The sequence below is a fragment of the Bradyrhizobium ottawaense genome, assembly GCF_002278135.3.
Lineage (GTDB): Bacteria > Pseudomonadota > Alphaproteobacteria > Rhizobiales > Xanthobacteraceae > Bradyrhizobium > Bradyrhizobium ottawaense.
Window position 1 is genome coordinate 5,151,745 of record NZ_CP029425.2, and the last position, 23,514, is coordinate 5,175,258.

General features: G+C 59.6%; 20 protein-coding genes and 2 pseudogenes. 9 read left to right on the forward strand and 13 right to left on the reverse strand.

Features of this window, described 5'->3' with window-relative positions; all coding sequences use genetic code 11:
* Nucleotides 1–58 precede the first annotated feature (58 nt).
* The 3 genes from CIT37_RS24835 to CIT37_RS24845 are packed head-to-tail and all read left to right on the forward strand — an operon-like array spanning nt 59 to nt 3,507.
* Nucleotides 59–1,336: a lipase family protein gene (locus CIT37_RS24835; protein WP_095425837.1), complete on the forward strand. Its 1,278-nt coding sequence runs from the start codon at nt 59–61 to the stop codon at nt 1,334–1,336.
* A gap of 3 nt (nt 1,337–1,339) precedes the next feature.
* Nucleotides 1,340–2,329 carry a Bug family tripartite tricarboxylate transporter substrate binding protein gene (locus CIT37_RS24840; RefSeq protein WP_095425836.1) on the forward strand — a complete coding sequence of 330 codons (990 nt, stop codon included), beginning with the start codon at nt 1,340–1,342 and terminating at the stop codon, nt 2,327–2,329.
* Between the two features lie 32 nt (nt 2,330–2,361).
* Complete coding sequence (locus tag CIT37_RS24845; RefSeq protein ID WP_095425835.1) at nt 2,362–3,507, forward strand: mandelate racemase/muconate lactonizing enzyme family protein; 1,146 nt, start codon at nt 2,362–2,364, stop codon at nt 3,505–3,507.
* A gap of 673 nt (nt 3,508–4,180) precedes the next feature.
* On the opposite strand, the gene CIT37_RS24850 is transcribed toward CIT37_RS24845, so the two are convergent.
* Nucleotides 4,181–4,675 (reverse strand): winged helix-turn-helix transcriptional regulator, encoded by a 495-nt coding sequence (locus CIT37_RS24850; protein ID WP_095425834.1) that lies wholly within the window; start codon nt 4,673–4,675, stop codon nt 4,181–4,183.
* A gap of 248 nt (nt 4,676–4,923) precedes the next feature.
* Here CIT37_RS24850 and CIT37_RS24855 point away from each other — a divergent pair, with 248 nt between their 5' ends.
* Together CIT37_RS24855 and CIT37_RS24860 are read left to right on the forward strand one after the other, a co-directional pair.
* A complete protein-coding gene (locus CIT37_RS24855) occupies nt 4,924–5,898 on the forward strand; it encodes a zinc-dependent alcohol dehydrogenase family protein (RefSeq protein WP_095425833.1) in 975 nt (324 codons plus the stop codon).
* A gap of 107 nt (nt 5,899–6,005) precedes the next feature.
* Nucleotides 6,006–6,725: a hypothetical protein gene (locus tag CIT37_RS24860; RefSeq protein WP_095425832.1), complete on the forward strand. Its 720-nt coding sequence runs from the start codon at nt 6,006–6,008 to the stop codon at nt 6,723–6,725.
* A gap of 108 nt (nt 6,726–6,833) precedes the next feature.
* Here CIT37_RS24860 and CIT37_RS24865 read toward each other — a convergent pair whose 3' ends face one another.
* Nucleotides 6,834–7,151: a hypothetical protein gene (locus CIT37_RS24865; RefSeq protein WP_152036355.1), complete on the reverse strand. Its 318-nt coding sequence runs from the start codon at nt 7,149–7,151 to the stop codon at nt 6,834–6,836.
* Nucleotides 7,152–7,372: 221 nt separating this feature from the next.
* Between CIT37_RS24865 and CIT37_RS24870 the strand changes: the two genes are divergently transcribed.
* The 4 genes from CIT37_RS24870 (at nt 7,373) to CIT37_RS24885 (ending at nt 11,841) form a co-directional block, all read left to right on the forward strand.
* Nucleotides 7,373–8,089, forward strand: coding sequence for a hypothetical protein (locus tag CIT37_RS24870; protein WP_095425951.1), 717 nt, complete (start codon nt 7,373–7,375; stop codon nt 8,087–8,089).
* 40 nt (nt 8,090–8,129) lie between these two features.
* Nucleotides 8,130–8,621: a (2Fe-2S)-binding protein gene (locus tag CIT37_RS24875; RefSeq protein WP_095425831.1), complete on the forward strand. Its 492-nt coding sequence runs from the start codon at nt 8,130–8,132 to the stop codon at nt 8,619–8,621.
* 107 nt (nt 8,622–8,728) lie between these two features.
* Nucleotides 8,729–10,990, forward strand: coding sequence for a xanthine dehydrogenase family protein molybdopterin-binding subunit (locus CIT37_RS24880; protein WP_244611404.1), 2,262 nt, complete (start codon nt 8,729–8,731; stop codon nt 10,988–10,990).
* Nucleotides 10,987–11,841, forward strand: a complete 855-nt coding sequence (locus CIT37_RS24885; RefSeq protein ID WP_095425829.1) for an FAD binding domain-containing protein — start codon at nt 10,987–10,989, stop codon at nt 11,839–11,841. Before CIT37_RS24880 ends, CIT37_RS24885 begins: the two co-directional genes overlap by 4 nt.
* On the opposite strand, the gene CIT37_RS24890 is transcribed toward CIT37_RS24885, so the two are convergent.
* The 11 genes and pseudogenes from CIT37_RS24890 to CIT37_RS24940 form a co-directional block, all read right to left on the reverse strand.
* Entirely contained in the window at nt 11,821–12,321 is a 501-nt protein-coding gene (locus tag CIT37_RS24890) for a winged helix-turn-helix transcriptional regulator (RefSeq protein WP_095425828.1), read from the reverse strand. The two genes, CIT37_RS24885 and CIT37_RS24890, sit on opposite strands and share 21 nt — an antisense overlap.
* 125 nt (nt 12,322–12,446) lie before the next feature.
* The gene (locus tag CIT37_RS24895) at nt 12,447–13,700 is read right to left on the reverse strand and encodes a CaiB/BaiF CoA transferase family protein (protein WP_244611272.1); all 1,254 of its coding nucleotides are present in this window, start codon (nt 13,698–13,700) and stop codon (nt 12,447–12,449) included.
* A gap of 14 nt (nt 13,701–13,714) precedes the next feature.
* Nucleotides 13,715–14,512: an enoyl-CoA hydratase/isomerase family protein gene (locus tag CIT37_RS24900; RefSeq protein ID WP_244611273.1), complete on the reverse strand. Its 798-nt coding sequence runs from the start codon at nt 14,510–14,512 to the stop codon at nt 13,715–13,717.
* Nucleotides 14,513–14,675: 163 nt separating this feature from the next.
* Entirely contained in the window at nt 14,676–15,290 is a 615-nt protein-coding gene (locus CIT37_RS24905; RefSeq protein WP_095425825.1) for a TetR/AcrR family transcriptional regulator, read from the reverse strand.
* A gap of 116 nt (nt 15,291–15,406) precedes the next feature.
* A complete protein-coding gene (locus tag CIT37_RS24910; protein ID WP_095425824.1) occupies nt 15,407–16,198 on the reverse strand; it encodes an SDR family oxidoreductase in 792 nt (263 codons plus the stop codon).
* Between the two features lie 63 nt (nt 16,199–16,261).
* Entirely contained in the window at nt 16,262–17,053 is a 792-nt protein-coding gene (locus CIT37_RS24915; protein WP_095425823.1) for a crotonase/enoyl-CoA hydratase family protein, read from the reverse strand.
* A gap of 171 nt (nt 17,054–17,224) precedes the next feature.
* A pseudogene (locus CIT37_RS24920) lies at nt 17,225–18,323 on the reverse strand (NADH:flavin oxidoreductase).
* Nucleotides 18,324–18,393: 70 nt separating this feature from the next.
* Entirely contained in the window at nt 18,394–19,593 is a 1,200-nt protein-coding gene (locus CIT37_RS24925) for an ABC transporter substrate-binding protein (RefSeq protein WP_167456574.1), read from the reverse strand.
* A gap of 96 nt (nt 19,594–19,689) precedes the next feature.
* Entirely contained in the window at nt 19,690–21,282 is a 1,593-nt protein-coding gene (locus tag CIT37_RS24930) for a class I adenylate-forming enzyme family protein (protein WP_095425949.1), read from the reverse strand.
* A gap of 497 nt (nt 21,283–21,779) precedes the next feature.
* Nucleotides 21,780–22,556, reverse strand: coding sequence for an SDR family oxidoreductase (locus tag CIT37_RS24935; protein ID WP_095425822.1), 777 nt, complete (start codon nt 22,554–22,556; stop codon nt 21,780–21,782).
* A 60-nt stretch (nt 22,557–22,616) separates the two neighbouring features.
* Nucleotides 22,617–23,437, reverse strand: a pseudogene (locus CIT37_RS24940) (enoyl-CoA hydratase-related protein).
* Between the last annotated feature and the right edge of the window lie 77 nt (nt 23,438–23,514).

The window sequence follows — 23,514 nt, forward strand, 5'->3', positions numbered from 1 at the left end:
GGGTCACAAACGAACGCTGCTTCGGGAGCTGCGCAAAAAAAACGTAGGAAGGAAAGCAATGAAGGCACTTGCAAGAATGAGCGTCGCCGTACTCGCTCTCTACGCCACGCCTTATGCGGGCGTGCTTCACGCCGCAGCGGAGTCGTTACCTCAGGGACCGCTCGTTGGTGACCAGGATCTGTCGCCGTTCTACCGCTGGAGCGGTGCTTTGCCGGAGAAGCCAGGTGTCATGCTACGCGAGGAGGGCATACCCGATCAGTCTGAGATCGTTGCGGCCGCAACGGCGAAGAGAATCCTGTACACCTCGACGGACGCAAGGTGGCGATCCGGCATCATTCCAGTTAGCGGCACGCTTTATCTTCCAAAGCGAGCCGCGCCACAGGGCGGATGGCCGCTTATTGCCTGGGCGCATGGCACGCTCGGCGCCTCCGACAGGTGTGCCCCGTCCTGGAGCAGGCATCGACCGAGGGACGGCGAGTACATCAACAATTGGCTGGAACAAGGGTTCGCCGTCGTTGCGACCGACTATCAAGGTCTCGGCGGACCCGGCCCGCATCCTTATCTGAACTGGGAGGCAGAAGGACGCTCGGTGCTCGATGCCTCAAGGGCCGCGCTCGAGCAAGGGAACGGTCAGATCGCCAACACCATCATCATCACGGGTCAGTCGCAGGGCTCCGGTGCCTCCCTCGGGGCAACGCGCCTCGCACCTTCATACGCGCCAGAGCTCCACATCAAGGCATCGATCGCAACCGGCATCGTTTCTCGGTTTCCCGCGGCAGACCAGAAGCCTTCAGGCGAGCCAAGTTTTGCACGTACCGTTCCGCCGCAACTCAGCCTTCTCATGATGATCGGCGGCGCTCTTAGGGACGATGCAAAGAAGCCGGACGACCTCGTGACTGAGCCGGGGAAGCCCCTGCTGCAAGCCGCCCGAGAGGGATGTAACGCGGAGCTTGCTCAGGTCGTTCGCAACAATGGCCTCACTCTGGCAAACAGCCTGAAGGATCCGGAGATCGCGGACCGTCTCAGCGCCGTGATAGACATGAGCCCGGTGCAAATGCCGGTACCGGTCTTTCTCGCGACAGGCCTGGCCGACAAGTCGATCTTACCACAGCGCCAATATGCTGCGGTTGTCGCACTCTGCGCTGCAAGGAGCCATGTGGTTTGGAAGACCTATGCCGGCGTGAGCCATAACGGAACGGTGCACGCAGCCTATGCTGACGAGCTTGCATTCGTTCAGGCCGCCCTGGCGGGGAAGCCGATGCAGTCCAATTGCGCTTCGATTGCCGATCCAGGGCCGGTCGGCGAGCCCTTGCCCGGTTTCAAATTCAACGATTGAGCCATGTCCTCATTGACGCGAAGAACGATCGTCGGGTCGGGGCTGGCAACCGCGCTTTCTGCTTCGCCGTTGCTGCGAGCAGCCAAGGCGCAGACTTACCCGCAACGACCCGTGAAAATCATCGTCCCCTATGCCGCGGGAGGTGCCTCGGACATCATCGCGCGGCTGATTTCATCGGAAATGGAACGTGCCCTGGGCCAGCCCTTCATTGTCGATAATCGCGGTGGCGGCGCCAGCATGGTCGGCACGCAGGCGGTCGCGACCGCCTCCCCCGACGGCCAGACGATCGGAATGATCGATAGCGCCTTTGTCATTAACCCCGGGCTGTTTCGCGCTAAGCTTCCCTACAACACCAAGAGCGACTTTGCGCCGATCTCGCTCCTGGCAGCTTCCCCACTCGTTCTCGTCGTACATCCCTCTGTGGCTGCCAATAGCCTGCAGGAGTTTGTCGCGCTCGCCAAAGCTCAGCCGGGCAAGATCAACTTCGCCTCGGCGGGGCTTGGAACCGCCATTCATTTGGCCGGAGAGCAACTGCGACAAGCCGCCGAGATCGATATTCTTCATGTGCCCTATCGAGGCGGAGCACCGGCCATTACCGATCTGATTGGCGGTCAGGTCCAAATGACGTTTGCCACCGTTGCAGCGATTGGACAGCAGGTCCGTCAGGGCGTGGTCCGTGCCCTGGCCGTTACAGGAGACGGCCGCGTCGCACAGTTGCCGGACGTCCCCACGATGGCCGAGGCCGGCTTGCCGGCCGTCGACGCCACGCCAATCTTCGGCCTGGTCGGACCGGCCGCGCTGCCGCCTGTCATCATCGACAAGCTTGCGGAGGTTGCCGGGAAGGCCTTCAAGGGTGAGGCATTGCGGCTCAGGATGACGGAACTCGGCTTTATTTCCGTTGGCAGCTCGCCGTCGGAATTTGCAGCACGCATCGATGACGAGATCACCAAATGGGCCCGTATCGTCGAGAACGGAAATATTCAGCCGGGCTGACCCCTGCCCTCGTTTGCACCCAGTGATCCGCTATGAAAATTATCGAAATTCATGGTTTCAATCTTAGCTTCCCGCTGGCCGAGCCCATGGGAAACGCACTCAACGTGTTCCGCAAGCGGGACGCGTTGCTTATCCAGATACGCACAGATAGCGGGCTTTCCGGCTGGGGAGAGGCAGGCAACTCCCCGCACGCCGCCGGCGCTTTTATCCGCGCCCGGCTGGCCGGACTCATACTCGGGAAATCGCCCGCCGAGTATGGCCGCCATTTTCAATCGATGTGCGGCTCGGTCGGGTATGATCGGCGCGGCGCGGCGATGATGGCGATATCGGCCATCGACATGGCGTTGCACGATCTTGCTGCGCAAATGCATGGAATCAGCGTGGCGGCGCTGATGGGCGGAGCGGTCCGCAACGAGGTGTTGGCCTACGCAAGCGGGCCCTTCGTGCGCATGCAGCCCGATCCCTACCGGGAGTATCAGCGCGAGGTCGATCAGTATCTTTCGCTCAACTTCAAAGCCATCAAGCCCCGAGGCGGCGTTGAGCCGCGAGCCGACGGCATCATGGCAAACGCGCTTCGCAAGCAGGTGGGCCCTGACGTCGGTATCATGGTCGATATCAACCAGAGCTATACCGCGGCCGCCGCCATCCGCGCGGCCAAGTTCATGGAAGATGCCGACCTGCTCTGGATTGAAGAACCAGTTCAGCCAGAGGACCTCCCGGGCTATCAATCCTTTGCGCGCGCCACCAGGGTCGCCACGGCAGGCGGAGAAGCACTCGGAAGCCTGCGTGCTTTTCGCGATTTCCTGGCCGCAGGCACCTTCGACATTCTTCAACCCGATCTTTCGATATGCGGAGGCTACAGCGGCTTTCGCCAAATTTGGGCGCTCGCTCAAGCCTATGACCTGCCCATCATGCCCCATGTGTTTGGCACGACTGTGAACTTCCATGCCTCGCTTCAAATGTTGGCGGTGCTTGAACCGCGCCGCGGCGGAGCCTGCGCCGCGTATCCATTCGTGGAGTGCGATATGATGGACAACCCGCTCCTGCGCCTTGCCGGCACACCGTCCGTCAGCCGGCATGGCATGCTCGCGATACCGGAAGCCTCTGGGACGGGGCTGGACTTGCAGCCCGAACGGCTCGAGCCATGGATCACTGACTCCTGGTCGGAGCATCTTTAGGAAAGATGCACGGCCTCTGGAGCGCTTATTCCGAACGCAATATGCTCTCCCCAGTCGCGTCACAACGATCTCCGGCCCGCCTCAACAGGCCGAATCAACGATGCGGAAGCGACGGCAATGACCCTCCGCTCGCCCGCACATCGGGCCCGAACAATCGATCAGGCCAGACAGCGCCCCTGAAAACGACTTTGACCGGCGGCAGTGAGGGAGCCCGAACTCGGCCTGCCAACCGCCGAAGCCCTCGCATCCAATCGCGTGTGGACATGCCCTGCTCGCCACTTGTGGCAGAGAACATCGACATCGGCCAGTCAGGTGACTTGCGCCGTCTACTCTATGATTGCCGCGCCAGAGCTCTTGTTACGTCGTCCCACTTTTCATTTTCATGGTTCATGAATAATCCGGAATCCGGACCGCACCGTGTACCTACTTCCGCTCCTGTCACTTTGAAGCTTTTTCGTACGCTCGGGCTCTACAGAACCCGCTCAATGTCAGCAGTCACTTTGGACAAGATATCGGTTGGCGTTTTCGCCGGTGCGAACACCCCGAACCAAGAAGTCGATCCTCGGGAAAGTCAATTCCAACTAGAATTGACCTCAGTTCCCGTCCTGAAGGCTGTAGCCCGGAAAGGCCCCCACATACATCGTCGCGCTTTTCCCATGCAGTGGGAAAGAAATCATCGTTGATCGAACTTGGTCAGTCGCCACCTCACCAGATCGTCGGCGCCCGGACCGGCCTGAGGCCGAACATCCCTCATGCGGACCACCTCCCCTGACTTCTCATCCACGAACGCCAGCTTCACCTTGCGTCCGCTGTTCTTGTTGATGAACTTGAGAGGGGGGCCGGCGTCCCCGGTAATTCCCCATTTGTCCCCGACCTGGGCAAGCGCCTGAACGACGAGGATGACGTCCCTGCCCTTTCGGGTCAGGAGGTACTCGTAACGATCGGGACCCGACTGATACTGCCGCCGCTCGATCAGTTCATTTTCCTCAAGGTGCTTGAGGCGGTCCGACAAGGTGGCATGGGTAACATCAGTCGACTTTCTCAAATCCTCGTATTTGCTCAAACCCAGCGACAGGTCGCGCAAGATCAGAACTGCCCAGCGATCGCCGACGGCATCGAGCACCCCGGCGGTCGAACAAGCCATTCCCTCAAAACTCTTCGAGCGCATCTGCGTGGACCTCCGAATAACTCTTATTACCAGAGTAAACTCGCCTGGCCCGCTATCCAAGGGCCCGACCAGGATTTCATGCAAGAATTCACTTGTGTTCCAGTCACTCTTATTATTAGAGTTGACGACCCAAGCACCATCATTTCCGTCAGTTCATTATACAAACTTAGCATGGTTTTGTGTCGAGCCGTCAGCAAACCCATGAGATCAATTGGCCGAATAAGCCATACGGCTCTCGCGGAGGAACAATGAAGTTTTTGCAAATGTCGAAGTTTGGCAATCCCACAGAGGTGGTTGAAGTTGTCGAAAGCGATCCACCCCCACCGCCCGCAGCAAATGAAGCCACGGTCGCAGTCGAATACTCAGCGATCGGTCCCGCTGAACTTCTGATGATCCGTGGCAGGTATGGGATCAGGCCACAGCCGCCGGCGCCGCTCGGTAACGAAGCTATTGGCCGCGTTATCGCCGTTGGAGACTCGGTTAAAAATGTAAAGACTGGCAATCGTGTCGCCATTCCGACCGGACTTCCCGTGTGGAGGCAGGCCATAACGGTCGCGGCCGCCGAACTCATCGTCTTGTCTGAGCAAGCCGATCCCCAACAGCTCTCAATGCTTCGGATCAATCCGCTGACTGCGGCATTGCTCTTAACCGAGTATGTCGAACTCGGCAAGGACGACTGGATCATCCAGAACGCCGGCAATTCCGGTGTGGGGCGCAGCGTCATTGCGTTTGCACGGGAGTTCGGACTGCGCTCGGTAAGCCTCGTGCGCAGATCCGAACTCGTGCATGAGCTCAAGTCAGCCGGAGCTGACATCGTCCTTGTCGATGGACCGGACGTTGCGAAGCAGGTCGCAGCGGCGACCGGCAAGGCTAAAATCAAGCTGGGCATCGACGGCGTGGGTGGCGACTCCTCGCACTCGGTTGCGTCTTGCCTAACGTCGAACGCCAAGATGGTCGCCTATGGCGGCATCAGCGGAAAGCCCGCGGCCATGAGTCCTCTGATCATTATTTTCAAGCAGGTGACCCTGGAAGGGTTTTGGCTGGGATATCCGCGCTTTCGAGATGCACACGAAAAGCTTGCGGCTCATACGCGGACAGCCGAGCGACTGATCGCCGAAGGCAAACTGCACGTTCCGGTCGCCGGCGTTTATTCGCTCGAGCAGGCAACTCAGGCCATGGCGCATGCGCAAAAAGGCGGGAAAGTCCTTCTGAAACCCAACTAATGGATAATCAACGGTCAGGTGCCCTGAACTCTAGGGCGCCTGAAACTGCGACTAGTCCGATATGGAAAGCAATGGTCCTAATTCTAATAGAGCCAACCGGAGGAAACATGACTGCTCTTTTAGATCTGGTGCTTGAGTCTCACGGAACTCTTGAACGATGGCGAAAATTCAACGCGATCGATGTGAACCTTTCAATGCATGGTTCGCACTGGACTAGAAAGGGATGGGACGGTGTCTTCAAAAATGTTCAATTGAAGGCGCAAACGAAAGAACAGCGAACTTGCTATGCGCACTTTACCGAACAAGGCGTGCAAAGTATCTACGAGCCGGATCGTGTTCGGCTAGAGACAATCGACGGGAAGCTTATTGAGGAGCGCGTACATCCAAGAAAAGCGTTTGAAGGACACACCCTTCAGACTACGTGGGATAGGCTCCATCTGGCTTACTTTACCGGGTATGCACTCTGGAATTATCTGAATACTCCATTTATGTTTGTCACTGAGAGTGCCAAAGCGGAAGAAATAGACCCGGTATCCAACCAAGGCAGGGTACGCCGGCGGTTGAAGATCACTTTTCCCGAGAAGGTTGGAACTCACTGTCCGGACCAGATATTCCACGTCGATGAAAACGGGCTCATCTCTCGTTTGGATTATACCACGCTCGTGGCAGGTGGTGCTCCAGCCGCGCACTACATGTCCGAGTACAAGGACATTCAAGGAATTATGATGCCAACCAAACGGCGTGCGTTCAGGAGAAACCCGGACGGAACTCTAAATACTGAATCTGTCCTCGTCGGTATTGATATCTCTGCAATAACCTTGACTTAAGAAAAGCATTGAGACGGCAGGAAGCACGCAAACAAATGGGCATCTCCGTTGTTGTGCAAGGGCAGCCTGCCTTAGCGATGCAAGAGCCGAGCCTGATGACCGGGACCGTCAGTGCCGGCGCATAGAGACCGTCACCTCAGCGGCACAGCGGATCAGCACGGCACGCTGGTCGATGTCGGATTTGTTGATGATCGTGACGTCGACATTGCCGAAGTTGCGGCATGCCGAGGGCCTTTGGTCGCTCGCCGGTCGCACGGCATCGAGGATGTCGGCTTTCTCCAAAAGTACGGAGTGCTTCGAAGCGTGGTGGAGATTGGGAAGTTGTTGGCTCCGACGCCGACAAACTTCGTACTTCCACTGAAGAACTTCCGTCTTCGATAAAGAATGGATGGATGCCAGCGCCGGAGGGATTTTCGCAACGTCCAATTGAGAACCCCGGGAAGACAAGTCATCACCTCATCACCGGACATTCTCTCAAAACTCTTCGAGCGCATCTGCGTGGACTTCCAATAACTCTTATTACCAGAGTAAACTCGCCCGGCCCGCTATCCAAGGCCAGACCGGGAATTTTTCATGCAATAATCCACTTGCCTTCCAGTAACTCTTATTATTAGAGTTTATCAATGCACGATGGGAGGACAATGGATATGAGCGTACTGCGCGACCTTGTCCTCGACGCTCACGGTGTCACACGCTGGAAATCGACCAGGACGATCGAAGGCTATGCGTCGATCACCGGAATGCAGTGGGCCAGAAAAGGTTGGCCCGATGCCCTGAAGCAGGTTCACGTTACAGCCGATACAGGCGCTCTGCGGGTCAGCAATCAGCGGTTCACTAATCCCGACTGGCGCAGCGTCTATCATCCCGAGGCCGTCGCCATCGAGACCTCGAATGGCAAGCCCATCAAGAGCAGGGCAAATCCACGCGCCGCCTTTGAAGGCCTCACGGTCGGGACCGCCTGGGATGATCTGCATCTCGTCTATTTTTCAGGTTACGCGATCCGGAACTATCTAAATTCGCCGTTCCTCTTCCAGTTGCCGGGATTCAAAACGGAAGAGATCGAGCCGGGGGACGAACCAAGCGGGAGGCGGTGGTGGCTGAAGGTGACGTTTCCGGGCGGAGTCGCGACGCATTGTCCCGAACAGATGTTTCACGTCGATGGTGACGGCCTGATCTCACGCGTCGACTACGGCGCGGTCGTCACCGGCAGGATTCCAATGGCGCACTACATGTCCGAGTATCGGGATTTTGACGGCGTCAGGATCGCGACCAAGCGGCGCGCTTATCATCAACGAGCCGACGGCACCGCTATCACCGAGGCTGTTGTGGCCGCAATCGATATTGCCGACATCCGGCTCTCATAAAGAAGTACGGCAGACAACGTGCCGTAATCAGGAGCACTGCATGCCCGAACCCGATAACCGTCACTTGGTGACCGTGGAGATCAACGGCGCGCGCAAGACCGTCGCCGTGGAAGCGCGAAAATTGTTGGTCCACCTGATCAGGGAGGACCTTGGCCTCACCGGAACGCATGTCGGTTGCGATACTTCACAGTGCGGCGCCTGCACCGTGGAGATCGAGGGGCAGGCAATCAAATCCTGCACCGTACTGGCCGTAATGGCGGACGGTGCGTCGATCACAACGATCGAGGGCCTGACCGAGATAGGGGCCAAACTCAGCCCGGTTCAAGCGGCGTTCCATGAGCATCACGCTCTGCAATGCGGCTTCTGCACGCCGGGCATGGTGATGAGCGTGCGCCAGCTATTGAGGGATCAGCCCAATCCGAGCGAGCATGATATCCGACACGGCCTCGCCGGTAACATCTGCCGCTGCACCGGCTATCACAACATCGTCCGCGCCGTCGAAAGCCTGGTATCGAAAGGCGACCAGCCATGAACGATACAACTGCGATCCGCCTTATCGGCCAGCCGCTCAGACGACAAGAGGATTTCAAATTTCTCGCCGGCAAGGGCCGGTACGTCGATGATGTCAGGTTGCCGGGCATGCTGCATATGGCAGTACTGCGATCGCCGCACGCCTACGCCAAGATCCGAAACGTCGATCTGTCAGCAGCCAAAATCGCACCTGGTGTTCGCCTTGTTTTGTCCGGCAAGGCGCTCGCCGGCAAGATCGGCCCGATCGTGCCGAACTGGATCATTCCCGGCAGCAACGTGCCGTTCCGTTCGGCGGTCGCGACCGATTGCGTCCGCTTTGTCGGCGAGTGCGTGGCGCTGGTCGTCGCGGAAACGCTGGCTGAAGCCTATGATGCCGTCGGGAGGATCGACGTCGAGTACGACGTGCTGCCCGCCGTGATCGATGAGGAAGTCGCGATCCGGGAGGGCGCACCGCAGCTCCATGACAACGTTCCGGGCAATATCACCACGATCTACAAAGTACGCGGCGGCGACTACCAGAACGCCGCCCGCGAGGCCGATCATGTCATCGGCCTGCGCGTCGTCAACAACCGCCTGATCCCCACCTGCATGGAAACGCGCGCGGTCGTTGCTTCGCCTGAGCCGGACGGCACCTTGACGGTTTATATCGGCAGTCAGGTTCCCCACATGCACCGACGCTGGATCGCCGAGACAGTCGGTATTCCCGAGCATCAATTGCGGGTGGTCGCACCTGATATCGGAGGCGGCTTCGGCGCCAAGATGCATCTATACCCGGAGGACCTGCTCTGCCCCTATCTCGCGCGCGAACTTGGCGCACCGGTCAAGTGGTGGGAGAGCCGCTCCGAGAGCCACCAATCGACCAGCCATGGTCGCGCCCATACGGAAAATATCGAGGTCGCGTTCAGGAACGACGGCAAGATTCTCGGCCTAAAGGTTGAGACCCTCGGCAACGTCGGCGCCTACCTGTCGAACATGGCGAGCGGCGGTCCGACCGTGAATACCATCAACTTTGGAACCGGCACCTACAAGATAGACAACTATGAGGCAATTTCCCGCGTCGTCATGACCAATACCGTGCCGGTTGATGCCTATCGCGGCTATGGGCGGCCCGAAGGCGCTTATATTGCCGAGCGCGCGATCGATGCGGTGGCACGCCACCTCAAGCTCGACCAGGTCGAAGTGCGGCGGAAGAATTTCGTTCAATCGACGGAATTTCCCTACCGGCCCTACGGCAGCACGGGCGTCATGTACGACAGCGGCAATTACCAGGGCTTGCTCGACAAGGCGCTCGCGGCCTTCGACTATGAAGGCCGCCGCAGCGAATGCCAAGCCTTGCGCGGAAGCGGCATCTATCGGGGCATTGGCGTCGCCGCCTATACGCATATGTGCGGGATGGCACCATCACGCCGGTTGGCTGTGAGCGGATTCGACCGGGGCGGCTGGGAGAGCGCGCGGGTCAGCATCGACTCCAGCGGACGAGCCACGATCTATTCGGGCTCGATGAGCCAGGGACAAGGCCATATCACGTCGTTGTCGCAGATCGCTGCCGATGTGTTGCAGATTCCGATTGAAGACATTGACATCGTACAGGGTGACACGCGCCAGGTACAGGCCGGCCACGGTACCTTCAATTCCCGTTCGATGGCGGTCGGCGGATCCAGCGTGCACGTGTCCTCGCAACGAATTGTCGCAAAGGCGAAGAAGATCGCGGCGGGCATGCTGGAAGTGGACGAGAAGGACGTTTCTTATTCGGCCGGCGCGTTCAGCGTGCCCGGTACCGATATCGCGCCGGTAACCTTCCCAAAGGTCGCCCGCATGGCCTATGTCGGGCATAAACTGCCGGATGGCGTCGCGCCCGGCCTTGATGAGACGGTGTTTTACGACCCGACCGGCATGGGTTCGCCGTCAGGCGTCCACCTCGCTTATGTCGAGGTCGATCCGGAGACCGGGATCGTCGATATCCTCGACTATGTCGCGATTGACGACGTCGGCACGCTGATCAATCCCCGTCTCGCGGCCGGCCAGATCCATGGCGGCGTCGTGCAGGGCATCGCACAAGCGCTCTATGAAGAGGTCAGCTACGATCCCGACAATGGGCAGCTTCTGACCGGCTCGCTGCTCGACTATGCCGTTCCGCGCGCCGAGCATGTGCCGAATATCCGATCGCTATTCCAGCAAACCCCCTCGCCAACCAACCCAATTGGCGTCAAGGGCATCGGCGAGAGTGGCTCGATTGCCGCCCCGCCCTGCATGGTTCACGCCGTGCTCGACGCCTTGTCGCCGTTCGGGATCAAACACCTGGACATGCCGCTGACGCCGCCACGAGTCTGGGCTGCGGTGCAGCAAGCACGCATGGGAGCGTCCCAATGATCCCCGCAGCCTTCGATTATGTTCGCGCATCTTCGCTTGCCCAGGCGATCGATCTGTTGCGCGACGATCCCGAGGGAACAAAGCTTCTGGCTGGCGGCCATACCTTGCTGCCGGCGTTGAAGCTGCGGTTGGCATCGCCCGAACTGCTGGTCGATATTGGCGGCATCTCCGAGCTCAAGGAAATCGAGATCAGCGAAACCGGCATCAGGATCGGAGCGCTGGCCACCCATGCCGAACTGTTGAATTCCGAGCCCCTATACAGGGACTTGCCGATCTTTCGCCAAGCTGCCAGCCTGATTGCTGATCCCCAGGTGCGCAACCGCGGCACAATCGGCGGCTCGCTCGCGAACGCCGATCCCGCGGCTGACTGGCCGGCGGTAGCGGTGGCGCTTCAGGCAGAGATCGAGATCGTGGGCCCGAATGGCCTCCGAAGGGTGGCGGCGCGGGACTTCTTTATCGATATCTTTTCGACTGTGCTGGAACCGGACGAAATTCTCGTAAGCGTCCATATCCCTCGGCCGAGGACTGGCATGCACTTCATCTATCGAAAGATCCGGCATCCCGCGAGCGGCTTTGCGGTCGTGGGAATCGCGGTCGGCGTGCGGTTGCAAGAGGGGGCGGTTGACGGGATTTCCATCGGCGTGACCGGTGCAGCGAACCACGCCTTCGCCGGCCAACGCGCTTCCGATTTCCTGATCGGCAAGACACTTTCGCGGGACAACATCGAACAGGCGGCAAAATTGTTGAGTGAGACCACCGAGTGCCTCTCCGACCGCTACGCTTCGGCGGAATACCGTGCGAATCTGATCCGGATCGAGACCCGGCGCGCATTATTTGCGCTTGCGTCGTGAAACCGGCGCCTTAGGGCCGGCCGCAGCACGATCGGCGGCATCGCCACCAAATCGCTTGCGGTTGAATGGAACAGCACCTGTGCCGGCAACGATCTCGACGTCCTCAAGCCGCAACGGCTTGCCGCCGCTCGTCCGCAATGCCGGATATTCGATCGGTCGTCCGGCGCGTTCGCGGAACACGACCTGCGGCCCTGCGGGCTCCGCCAACCAGTCGTCACCCCATTTCTTAAGCGCGAGATAGGCCGGAAAGAAATCGCGTCCTTTCTCGGTCAGAACGTATTCGTATCGCCCGGCGTGTTCAGCCAGCGGCACCCGCGTCATGACGCCGGCATCAATGAACTTCTTCAGCCGGGTGCTCAAGATATTGGGGGCGATCCCGATATAGTATTCAAACTCGTCGAAGCGTTTCACGCCGTAATAGGCCTCGCGCAGGATCAGGATGGACCAGCGGTCGCCGACGACTTCCATGGCGCGCGCCATGGAACATTCCTTGTTTGCAAGACGGCTCCGCTTCACACTGGACATAGCTCTTTCAACCCCGAACTCAGCTCATACCATATTGAGCGGGATTCGCGTATGTCCAGTGCGCCCTTCGGCGTTTCTAATCAGGCCGCCTGCCCCGGCTCGGCTTCCGGCTTGGCGACGATGTCTGACTCCAGCGCACGCCGATGCGAAACGAGCGCGCCCGCTTCGCTTAAGCGTTTCAATTCCACCTCGCTGACCCCCAGTTCGCTGAAGACCGCGAAATTATGCTCGCCCTGAAAGGCGGGCGTTCCAATCGGTGTCAACTCTTCTGCTGAAAAATGCCACGGCCGGCCCGGCAACCGATATTCGCCGCCGCTGCGATCAGGGACGCGTTGGACGGCGCCCCAGTAATCGCTCCACTCCGATGCCGTGAGCTCCTTGATGGAACGGATCTCGCCCATGGCGATCTTGGCCTCATCGAACTGTGCGTCGAGGGTCGCCATATCCGGAAAGGTCAGGATCCAAGACTGGATGATCTGGTGGAGCACGCCGAAATTCAAGCGGCGCGCGGCAGCGCTGGAGAACCGCGGATCTTCCATCAGATCGACGCGACGCATGGCGCGCAGCCACGACGGAAAGGTCCGGCTGCCGATAATGCTGGTCGCGACCGTGAAATGTTCGCCTTGCGGCCCTGTGAAGAACGAGCAGTCAGTGGCGCCGAGCACCGCAGGCTCGGCCCCAATGTCGTCATCGGAAAGATCGACATGCGCGCGTTCGTTGACCGCGAGCAGCGTCGCCGCCATTGCAATGTCGATATACTGGCCCTGCCCGGTCCTCTGGCGACTGTTGAGCGCCGCAAGTATCGCAATTACTGCCTGCAATCCGGCGTAGACGTCGGCATGCGATAGGCTATCGGTGCGCGGCTCCGTCAGCGCGCTGCCATAGTGTCGAACGCTGTTTTCGGTAAAGCCGGCTTCGGCCTGCACGGTTGGTGCATAGGCCATCCGGCTCCGCCAGGGCCCCCCTTGGCCATAGCCAGTGATCGACGCGTAGATCAGCCGGGGGTTGCGTTTCGACAGCGTAGTGTAATCCAGCCCGAAGAAACTCAGGGTGCCCGCGCGGAAATTTTCGACCACGATATCGGCGGTGTCGCAGAGTTTTAGCGTCAACTCATAAGCGCCGGGGATATTGAGATTGATGCTTACGTTGCGTTTGCCGGCATTTTGCTGAGCGTAGTAACCCGACATGCCGTCGGTCGATGGAAACGCAAAGCGGGAAACGTCCGGGCTTGGCGGTTCGATCTTGATGACCTCGGCGCCGAGGTCCTGCAAGGTCCGTGCGCACAGCGGACCAGCAAGCACGCGGGAGAAATCGACGACACGGATTCCACTCAAGGGGCCACTCATGTTCAGCGCCCCGCGAACTTTGCGAGACCTGGGCCATTCTTGCGGAATGACGCAAGACCGGTCTTGAGGTCCTCCGACGCCCATATCGGCGCCTGTACTCGTGCCATCGCCTCGTCCGCAGCCACCACGCCTTGGTTGACGGCGATATGCGCGAGTTCCTTGGTCGCGGCGTGCGCCACCGTCGGGCCCTGCGCAAACTCCTCTGCGATGGCCATCGTCGCCGTCTCCAACGACTCTTCCGGAACAGTGAGATTTATCAATCCCCACTTCTCCAGCGTTGGCGCATCGTAGCGCCGAGCCAGCATTGACATTTCCTTGGCGCGCTGCGCGCCGATACGCTGCACCTGACGCTGGATTCCTCCCAGTAAGGGATGCAGACCGAGTGTCGCCTCGACCGAACCGATCTTCGCCGAAGAAGCCGCGACAATGTAATCACACGATAGCGCAAGCTCGAGACCGCCACCCAGGCAAACGCCGTGAACGCTGGCGATCAACGGGATCGGCAGCAGCTCCATGAAACGCAGAAATTCGACGCCGTTCAGCCGCCGATTTTCACCGCCATGATCTGCGCTGCCTGCCTCTACCCGCTTCTCGAAGATATCCAGATCTGCACCAGCGGAGAAATGCCGCAGTCCGCTACGGACGACGATGGCGCGGCTGCCTGCTCTTTGCGCTGCCTCCACCTGCTCCACAATCGCGTTAAGGAGCTTGGGGCCGAGCAAGTTGTACGGCCGATAAACCATTGTCAAAACGGAAATATTGCCGCGCTGTTCGCACGTCACCAACGCATCCTCGGACAAAGCTGCCTCCTGTTTGCCGGCGGCTCTTGCGACCGCATCATTTGATTTGCGAAATGCAGGCTACACTACGACTTGCATTTTGCAAGTCGTCGTTTGCATCAAGTGGTTTGAAGCCCGATACGCCGAAGCTGCCGTGGAGTCCGATGGACCCGGAAGGAGAAACTCAGATTCGGTCCGCTGGAGAGGCTTCAGCAGTTGTGTTTCTGGTCTGATTGCGTACGGCCTGCCGACCGGCCTCCAAAAGGGCGTCAGACAGCCGCTTATCGCCGGCCGCACGTGCGAGCACGATCGAACCGACCATAGTGGCAATTGCGCCGGCGGCAGCCCGTCGCGCATCTGATGGCGATCTCTTCGGGATCAAGCCGGCGATGATATCGATCATTTTCTCCAGCCTCCCTGCAAACGTACGCCGCGCCTCGTGGCCTGAACGTCCGATATCCGCGGCTAGCGCCGGAAGTGCACAACCACAGGCCCGATTGTTGCGATGGCGAGGGCTCAGATAGGCCTCGACGACGGCGTCAAATCCTTTTTCGGCAGGCAATCCCTGCGTGAGATCCAGCCAATGGGCGACGGTTCGATCCATGGCCAAAGCGAGCGCCTCTACGACCAAGGCGTCGCGTGACTTGAAGTAGGTGTAGAAGCCGCCATGCGTCAGATCAGCGAGCTTCATCAGGTCGACCACACTCAAGCCGTCAGCACCGTTCTGACGCAGTCCATAGGAGGCACTTTCGACGATCCGTCTGGGCGTCTGCTGCCCGTGGTCTTTCGGGTAACGCATTGCCGGCTCCGGGGTAAGCTAAGATACAGGCCGCAGCTTAGGTGATTACCGTCATACAACAAATAAATTCCGCAAAAGGGCGCATATCCAAACCGAAAGCGGCACGAGAGAAAAGTTCATGAAGACGATATGACCGAAGTCAGACCGCCATCGACTGCAAGGATCTGACCTGTGATGTGCTTGCCGGCGTCGCTGGCGAAGAGAACCGCGGCGCCTTTCAGATCGTCCTCGTCGCCGATGCGGCTCAGCGGCGCGCCGGCGGCGAGCTTTTCGACCCCGACAGCTTCGATCGTGCCCTTCGTCATCCTCGACGGAAAGAAGCCGGGCGCCAGAGCATTGGCCGTAATTCCGTAGCGTCCCCAACTACCCGCCAGAGCCCGCGTGAAATTAACCACAGCGCCCTTGCTCGTATTGTAGGCGACCATCTGCATATCCCCCGAACTTCCGAACAGGCCCGCGATCGAAGCTAAGTTGATAATGCGGCCATATTTATTGGGGATCATCGAGTGCTTCGCAATCTGTTGGCTGAGCAGAAACAGCGAGCGGATGTTCAGATTCATCACCTTGTCCCACGCCTCGATCGGGTGATCCTCGGTCGGCGCGCCCCAGGTTGCGCCCGCGTTGTTCACCAGAATGTCCACCCGGCCGAGCTTCTTAATCGCTTCGTCAGTGAGCCGCTTGACGTCTTCGTCCCTGGAATTATCCGCAGCGATCCAGTCCGACTTAATGCCGAGACCGGCAAGGTGCGCTTGGGCTTTTTCCAGGTCTTGCGACTTGCGAGACGAAATCAAGACCCGAGCCCCTTGCTCGCCTAGCGCCTCCGCGATTTGCAGCCCAAGGCCACGGGAGCCGCCCGTGACGAGGGCATTCTTGCCGGTGAGATCGAATGCCTTCTTGATGCTTCCCATAGTCAAATCCTCAAGCTCGTGGGCAAAGTCCTGCTGCGCGGTTACGTCGCGATCCGCGGATCTCTACTTCCCGCGGAACACTGCCGAGCGACGCTCCACGAAAGACTGGATGCCTTCTTTCATGTCTTCGCTGCTGAAGACGCGATCCTTGATCTTGGGAATGTAATCGATCGCAGCTATCTCGCCCGCCTCAATATATTTCAATGCGGCTTCCTTCGTCACCTGAATGCCGATCGGAGCGTTCTTCGCGATGAGTTGTGCGATCTCCATCGCGCGGGCAACCTGTTGGCCGGGAGCCACGACTTCCTGAACAAGCCCGATTTTGTGCGCTCGGGCCGCATTGAACTCGTCGCACAGGAACAGATGATACATCGCATCTCCCCAGCCCGCCCGGGTCAGATAGCGAAAGTGGGCCCCTCCAAGCGGCGCGATCCCGCGCTTTGACTCCATCTGGCAGAACCGGGCGTCATCGGCCGCAACGACGATATCGCCGGCCAGCATCATTTCGATACCGATCGTGAAACAGATGCCCTGCACTGCCGTCACAATCGGCTTGCGGCAACGGCTTTTCAACGCAAACGCATCGATGTTTCCGGCCTTGATCTCGGTGTTCTCGGCCTTCGGTCCAAAGAATTTCGGCATATCCAGCCCGGCCGTAAAATCAGGGCCTTCGGCACAGAGTACCCCGACCCAGTAGTCGTCCGTTCGGTCGAGAAGCGTCATTGCATCCGAAATCTGCGCCATCATCTGCGGGCTGAAGGAGTTCTTCTTCGCCACATTGTCGATGATGATCTTGAACACATACCCGTGCACCTCGGTCCGGATCTGGCCAACCTGGGTCTTCGTGTCATTCATTTGCAAGTCTCCGAATGGCTTCAGGCGACTGTGCGACGACACGCAGGTTTTCCCCGTCGGCCGGGCTGCAGGCAGCAGCTTTGAACAGTCACCGAAACACTTAGCTACAAGACCTTTTGATAACCGCTATTGGTCGCGATCGCCCTGCCGTGAAACCCTTTCGTCGCGAGCTTAGTTCAGTTCAGAGAATGCGGATCGTTCGAATGCCATCAGTTCTTCCGTCCGGCCGTCACGCACCTTCAGGAGCCACTGCGGATCCTGAAGCAGCGCCCGCCCGACCGCGACCAGATCGAACTCCTCGCGATCGAGACGTCGGATCAGCTCGCCGAGGATGCGGGACGGGAGCTTTCTCCGCCATATGCCGCAATGAACTCGCCGGTCAGACCGACCGAGCCCACCGAAATCGTCGGCACTCCCGTCACCTTCTTCGCCCATCCGGCGAAATTCAAATCGGAGCCATCGAACTCCGGTTCCCAGAACCGCCGTTGCGAGCAATGCAGAACGTCGACACCCGCCTCGACCAGAGGTTTGAGCCAGGCCTCCAATGCGCGGGGCGTATCGGCCAGCTTCACTTCATAGTCTTGTTGTTTCCACTGGCTGATGCGGAGCAATATCGGAAAGTCCGCGCCGACGGACTTGCGCACCGCGTGAACGATATCAGCGGCAAACCGCGCCCGGCCCGGCAGGTCCCTGCCTCCGTAAGCATCCTCGCGCCGATTGGTGCCCTCCCAGAAGAACTGATCGATCAGATAGCCGTGCGCGCCATGCAATTCGACCGCATCGAACCCCAGCGCTTCGCCGCAAGCGCCGCATCGGCGAACGCGCGAATGGCGTCCGAGATGTCCTCCTCGCTCATCGGCTCGCCGAACTTCTTCTCGGGTCGCGACAGACCGGACGGGCTGTCATAGTCGCCGGGAGGAGACCAATTCTGAGCACGGGTGCGAACGGCGCCGACATGCCAAAGCTGCGGCGCCATCAGGCCACCCGCGGCGTGCACCTCGTCAACCACACGCCGCCACCCGGCCAGCTCCTTCTCTCCATGAAAGCGGGGAACGTTCGGATCGTTCAGGGAGGCCGGACGATCCACGCCCGTGCCTTCCGATATGATCAGCCCGACCGCGCCTTCGGCACGGCGCCGGTAATATTGCGCGACGTCTTCGGTTGGAATGCCGCCCGGAGAGAACGAGCGCGTCATCGGCGCCATCACGACACGGTTCGGCAGGTTCAGCCCTTTCAGCTTGAAAGGCCGGAAAAGAACGTCGCTGGACATCCGCACTCCATGATTCGGTTGATAAATTCGCGAGCCTACCGTTTTCGCAACATCGTGGAATGGCGCGAGCTCACTTTCCGTTGGCGCTAAGGACGTCGCCGAATTGCTCCCACGTGGTTCCATTCCAGCGCTGCAGCTGTAGCTGCGTGTAGGCCATGCTGCTCTCCGGACCCGTGTTGATGATAACACCCGGTATCAGCGTGGGAAGCGACAAGTTGCGTATGCTTCGCGACTGCTTGAGGATGTTGTCGCGCGAGAGATCGTTGCCGCACTGCTTGAGCACCTGCTCCAGGATCTGTCCCTGCTGGGTCCCGAACAGATAATTGTTATCGCCAATGTCCGCACCCGGCAGGTATTTCGCGAAATAATCGCGGTACCATTTGATGCCGGGATCGTCGTTCCACTTCTTGTCGTTCGGATCCTTGGTCATCGTCGCGGCGACGATGCCTACGGCCTTCTCCGGCCCCGCGGGGACGATGGTCGACGACACGGAGCTCGAAACGAAGTTGATCAGGAAGAGCGGCTTCCAGCCGATCTCGTCGGCCTTCTTGATCGCTTGTGCGGCGAATTTCGGCGTGCCCGCAACCAGAAACGCATCTGCGCCAGATGATTTCAGCGAGACGACGTGGGAGTCGATGGTCGGCTCGGTCACCTCGTAGGAGGACACGACGACCTTCTTGTCGAAATCGTCCTTGAGATAGCCCTTGAATGCATTGACGAAGTCCTTACCGAGGTCGTCGTTCTGATACAAAATGGCAATCTTCGCGTCCGGACGGGTCTGGGTGATGTATTTGGCATAGATCCGTCCCTCGGTGTCGTAGCTCGGCAACCCTGTCGTGGTCATGGGAAATTCGGCGAAATTCGTGAACTTCGTGACCCCGCTCACGACGAACAGATGCGGCACCTTCTTCGCGTTGGCGTATTTTATGGTGGCGCTGATGCCGGGCGTACCCAGCGGGCCGAACAGGAACGCCACCTCATCGCTTTCGATGAGTTTCCTGGTCTGCTCGACCGTCTTGGGCGGACTGTAAGCATCGTCGTAGGTGATGAGATTGATCTTGCGGCCATTGATGCCACCGCGCTCGTTGATCGAATTGATGTAGGCGGCCAGACCCTTCCCGGTATTGCTGAGCGGCGACGCGGGACCGCTAAACGGGAACGTCGCCCCCACTTTCACTTCGGCGCTTGTGACGCCGGGCGTTTCCGCACGCGCGTTCGCGCCGATAATCGTCGCGCCGATCGCGGCTGCCAGTATGGACTTCCTAAACATCGATACCTCCCTTGACCGACGACGGTTTTCATCACTCATCACGCGTCGGCGACCGGCTCCTGGTGCGGCTTCGCTCCATTCCTTGCAGCGCATCACTCAGACCGCGGTTGCGGCGTCGGACACCTTCCCGGCCCGCTCGATCGCGATCTCTCGCAGCTTGTGTTTGAGTATCTTGCCGGTGGAGGCTGCGGGCAGCGCATCGAGCACGATCAATTCAGTCGGGCGCTTGTAAGACGTGAGCTGTTGGGCCGAAAACGCCTTGAGGTCTTCGGCGCTAACGCTGGCGCCGCGGAGAAGCTGCACGAACGCGACGACCTCCTCGTTGCCATCAACTGGTCGTCCTACCACAGCTGATTGGACGACTTGGCCGTGTCCGTTCAGCACCGCCTCCACCTCGGCGGGATAAACGTTGAAGCCGGAGCGAATGATGAGTTCTTTGGTCCGGCCAGCAATGTAGAGATGCCCCTCGCTGTTCACCCGGGCGAGGTCCCCTGTGTTGAACCATCCCTGTTTATCGATCGCCGCGGCCGTCTGCCCGGGTGAACCATAGTAGCCAAGCATCACGTTGGGACCTCGGACGTGCAGTTCGCCCACTTCGCCGGTCGCCACCTTCTTGCCCTGCCTGTCCACAATCCGGTGCTCAATACCGGGAAGAAAGGGGCCGACCGAATCGTCCGAGACTGGGTGTTCGGAACGGACACCCGATAGGCCGGGCGAACATTCGGTTATGCCGTAATTGTTCAATAGCGGGATTCCGAACTCGTCCTCGATCCGCTTCTTCAGGTCGAGGTCGAGCGGCGCGCCGGCCACGGCTATGGTCCGCAGCTTGCCTCGCTCGAGTCGCTGGATGCCCTTGACCGCCTTGTGTTCGAGCAGACGCTGATATGTGGCGGGAACACCGAACAGGCTCGTAATCCCCTCCTCGGCGATGGCATGGGCCAGGGCGGCGGGATCGGCCTTCGCCACGACATACAATGTGCCGCCGTGCATCAGCGTGGCAATCAACAGGATCGTATACCCGACGATGTGGGACATCGGCAGCACGCCGTAGATGCGGTCCGTCGGGCCGCTATTGCGAAGAATTCCTGAAGTCCTTGCGGTAAATAGCAGATTGCGGTGGCTCAGCATGACCCCCTTCGGTGCACCGGTCGTGCCCGAGGTGTACAAGAGGCCTGCGACCTGGAGGGCGCCATCCTTCTCGACGGGCTCCGCTTGCGCATCCGCATTGAGAGGACCAATGCCGATTCCACCGAACTGTCCCACAGCGTCTATTTTGGCGCCGACGCGGCTGGCGTGATCGGCAGCTTCCTTGGAAAGTGCCGCGTTGAACAGCACGCGTCTAGCATCGCTGTGCGTCCCGATCAGATCGATCTCCCTGGCGGAGAGGCGCGGATTAACCGCAATGCCCCAAGCATCGAGCTTGCTCGCCGCGAAGAGCATCGCCCCCAGGGCCACGCTGTTCTCGCTTGCGATCATTACGCGATCGCCCGGCCCGATCCCCAAATCGGAAAGGTTCTTCGCCACGGCGTCGACAGCTTCCGAGAACTGCCGGTAGCTCCACGAACGCCCCCCTTCAACGAAGGCCGGATGATCCGGCATGTCCCGCACGAACGGCGCGTAGACCTCGTGTACCCTGGACGGCAGGCCGTCCAGCAGCTCGGCCGCCGTGATATCGTCCACGCTCCTCATGCCATCCTCCTCGCGCCTTGTTTTCGGGAGTGCTGCGCGGCCGCCTTCAAATCGGCGGGTTCGCTCCTTCACTTCCATCGGCCGGGCAAGTAAATAGTTCTAAAATAGAACTGTCAAGCCTGACAGATCGACCCTTGTGTTAGGCGCACGGATCTCCGAGCGTATACTACTAATTCCAATTTGGAATTTGTTGTTCTAGACGCAAATCGTTCGGAGAAATCAGTGGGATAAGACGCGCTTCAGAAAGCGCGCCCTGCTCGTTGAAACGCACAGTCGCGGCAATCAGCGCTCGTTAGAATCTGCCGGTCCTGCGTGAATGCTTGCTTTGCGCGCGCAGATTCTAGAGGCCCCTGTTGAGGCTTGGCGTACATTCGGCCGCCGCGTTCAGGCAAACCGCGAACGGCAGAGGCGGCGTAGTTCGTTAGCGGCTCGCAACAAGCGCGTCGTCGCTATACCAGTGCGGCATTAATCGCCACGGATACTGCTAGAGCTGGCAATCACCATTTCTCTACCCACGGTCGGAGCACGACTTCGAACGCCCAAGTCGACCGATGCTGCTGATGAAGCTGAAGATAGGTCTTCGCGATATGGACGGGGTCGGCCATGTTGTCGTCGACGGTCGTTCCCGCCAGCCGGTGCGCGCGGGTCCCGTCCTCCTGGGTCCAGCCGATCGCGGCGTCGATCGGCACATTCGCAACGTGGATCCCCTGCGGCATCAGCTCTCTTGCCATGCTTTGCGCCAGTCCTGACTTGGCCTGACATGCCATTGCAAAGGCGCCACTTGATGGGAAGCCTTTGAGCGCCGCGCTGGCGTTCGTGAAGATGATCGTTCCTCTCGCGCCGTTGGCGTCGGGTTCGTTTCCCAGCATGAGTCGAGCTGCCTGCTGACCGACCAGAAACGCGCTGAAGGCCGAGTTTCGAAGTGTTTCGAGCGCCAAGACTGGGTCGGCCTCGATAACGCCCTTGCGAAAAATGCCGGGAACGCGGCCATCGATGTTGTGCACGACGAGCCTCGGCGTTCCGACGTCTCGAACAACATTTCCGAACAGCTGCGCCACAGCTGCCGGTTCGCTGGCATCGCAGGCATATCGGCGCACGTCATGCGTCTTCTCGAGCGTCTCAAGGGCCGCCTTGTCGGGATTCCTGGCAGCGACGCAGACCCGCATGCCGTTTTCCGCGAAAAGCCGGGCGCAACTCGAGCTGATGCCCGGACCGCCGCCGACAACGAGTGCGACGTCCTGTAAAGGTTGGGTCTCGCGGTTGGATTGAGTCATGTTGCTTGCTCGCGTGCGTTTGGTGGCCGGCAATCTATTTCTTCAGTGACTCGATCAGCCTCACCTGAAATTAGGAGCGCGTTTCTCGATGAAGGCGCGCACCGCCTCGGTATGCTGCGCGGTCCTCGCCGCGAGGATCATCTTCTCGGCTCATGGTCCAATGACCTCAGGAAGTCAGCCGACAAAGCAAGGTCGAGATTATCCTTGATGGAGGCAAACGCACTCGCCGGACCATTCGCCAACGTTCTCGCGATCCCAAATGCTTCGCACTGCAGGTCGACATCAGGCACCACGCGATTTACCAACCCCAGTGCTTCGCAACGGCGCGCATCGATCCGTTCGGACAGGAACATAAGTTCGCGGGCACGCGCCGTCCCGGCGAGCCGGGTCAACAGTCACGAAATGCCGTAATCGCCGGTGAGCGCAATTCTGGCATAACCAGTCGTCATGATGGTGGATTCAGCCGCGATACGAATATCGCAGGCGAGCGCGATCGCAAGCCCAGCGCCAGCCGCCGGTCCCGGCAGGGCCGCGATGGTGGTTTTGCGCACAGAGACAAGTACGCCGGTCAGCGTTCGCTGACGCTCCTTCAGTCGCGCAACCTTGTCGCTGAATGACATAGCCGGTGCGGCCGAACTGCCGCCCATCCCCTTAACGTCGCCTCCGGAACAGAAAGCGCTGCCTGCACCGGTAATCAGCAGCGCGCCGACATCCGGATCGTCACCGCTCTGCTTGATCATCCGACGCAACGCCGGCGTGAGATGATCGGACAGCGAATTTCGCGCCTCGGGCCGGTTCAAGGTGATCACGGCAACGCGATCCCGGATCACGCACAGCAGTTCGTCCGTCCCTGTATCAACCGAGATTGACTCATCCGTCATGGTTCTGACCTTTCAGGTTCAGCATCTGCGGCGCTCTGAAATGATAAGCGCGTAATCCAGCCGCAACCGCGTTTCTC

What these genes read in the sequence shown, in the direction of transcription:
- CIT37_RS24860 (WP_095425832.1), top strand. Translation starts at nt 6,006, where the DNA reads ATGACTGCTCTTTTAGATCTGGTGCTTGAGTCTCACGGAACTCTTGAA.
- CIT37_RS24875 (WP_095425831.1), top strand. Translation starts at nt 8,130, where the DNA reads ATGCCCGAACCCGATAACCGTCACTTGGTGACCGTGGAGATCAACGGC.
- CIT37_RS24840 (WP_095425836.1), top strand. Translation starts at nt 1,340, where the DNA reads ATGTCCTCATTGACGCGAAGAACGATCGTCGGGTCGGGGCTGGCAACC.
- CIT37_RS24925 (WP_167456574.1), bottom strand. Translation starts at nt 19,593, where the DNA reads ATGTTTAGGAAGTCCATACTGGCAGCCGCGATCGGCGCGACGATTATC.
- CIT37_RS24855 (WP_095425833.1), top strand. Translation starts at nt 4,924, where the DNA reads ATGAAGTTTTTGCAAATGTCGAAGTTTGGCAATCCCACAGAGGTGGTT.
- CIT37_RS24930 (WP_095425949.1), bottom strand. Translation starts at nt 21,282, where the DNA reads ATGAGGAGCGTGGACGATATCACGGCGGCCGAGCTGCTGGACGGCCTG.
- CIT37_RS24935 (WP_095425822.1), bottom strand. Translation starts at nt 22,556, where the DNA reads ATGACTCAATCCAACCGCGAGACCCAACCTTTACAGGACGTCGCACTC.
- CIT37_RS24885 (WP_095425829.1), top strand. Translation starts at nt 10,987, where the DNA reads ATGATCCCCGCAGCCTTCGATTATGTTCGCGCATCTTCGCTTGCCCAG.
- CIT37_RS24850 (WP_095425834.1), bottom strand. Translation starts at nt 4,675, where the DNA reads ATGCGCTCGAAGAGTTTTGAGGGAATGGCTTGTTCGACCGCCGGGGTG.
- CIT37_RS24890 (WP_095425828.1), bottom strand. Translation starts at nt 12,321, where the DNA reads ATGGCGCGCGCCATGGAAGTCGTCGGCGACCGCTGGTCCATCCTGATC.
- CIT37_RS24915 (WP_095425823.1), bottom strand. Translation starts at nt 17,053, where the DNA reads ATGAATGACACGAAGACCCAGGTTGGCCAGATCCGGACCGAGGTGCAC.
- CIT37_RS24845 (WP_095425835.1), top strand. Translation starts at nt 2,362, where the DNA reads ATGAAAATTATCGAAATTCATGGTTTCAATCTTAGCTTCCCGCTGGCC.
- CIT37_RS24905 (WP_095425825.1), bottom strand. Translation starts at nt 15,290, where the DNA reads ATGCGTTACCCGAAAGACCACGGGCAGCAGACGCCCAGACGGATCGTC.
- CIT37_RS24870 (WP_095425951.1), top strand. Translation starts at nt 7,373, where the DNA reads ATGAGCGTACTGCGCGACCTTGTCCTCGACGCTCACGGTGTCACACGC.
- CIT37_RS24880 (WP_244611404.1), top strand. Translation starts at nt 8,729, where the DNA reads ATGCTGCATATGGCAGTACTGCGATCGCCGCACGCCTACGCCAAGATC.
- CIT37_RS24835 (WP_095425837.1), top strand. Translation starts at nt 59, where the DNA reads ATGAAGGCACTTGCAAGAATGAGCGTCGCCGTACTCGCTCTCTACGCC.
- CIT37_RS24910 (WP_095425824.1), bottom strand. Translation starts at nt 16,198, where the DNA reads ATGGGAAGCATCAAGAAGGCATTCGATCTCACCGGCAAGAATGCCCTC.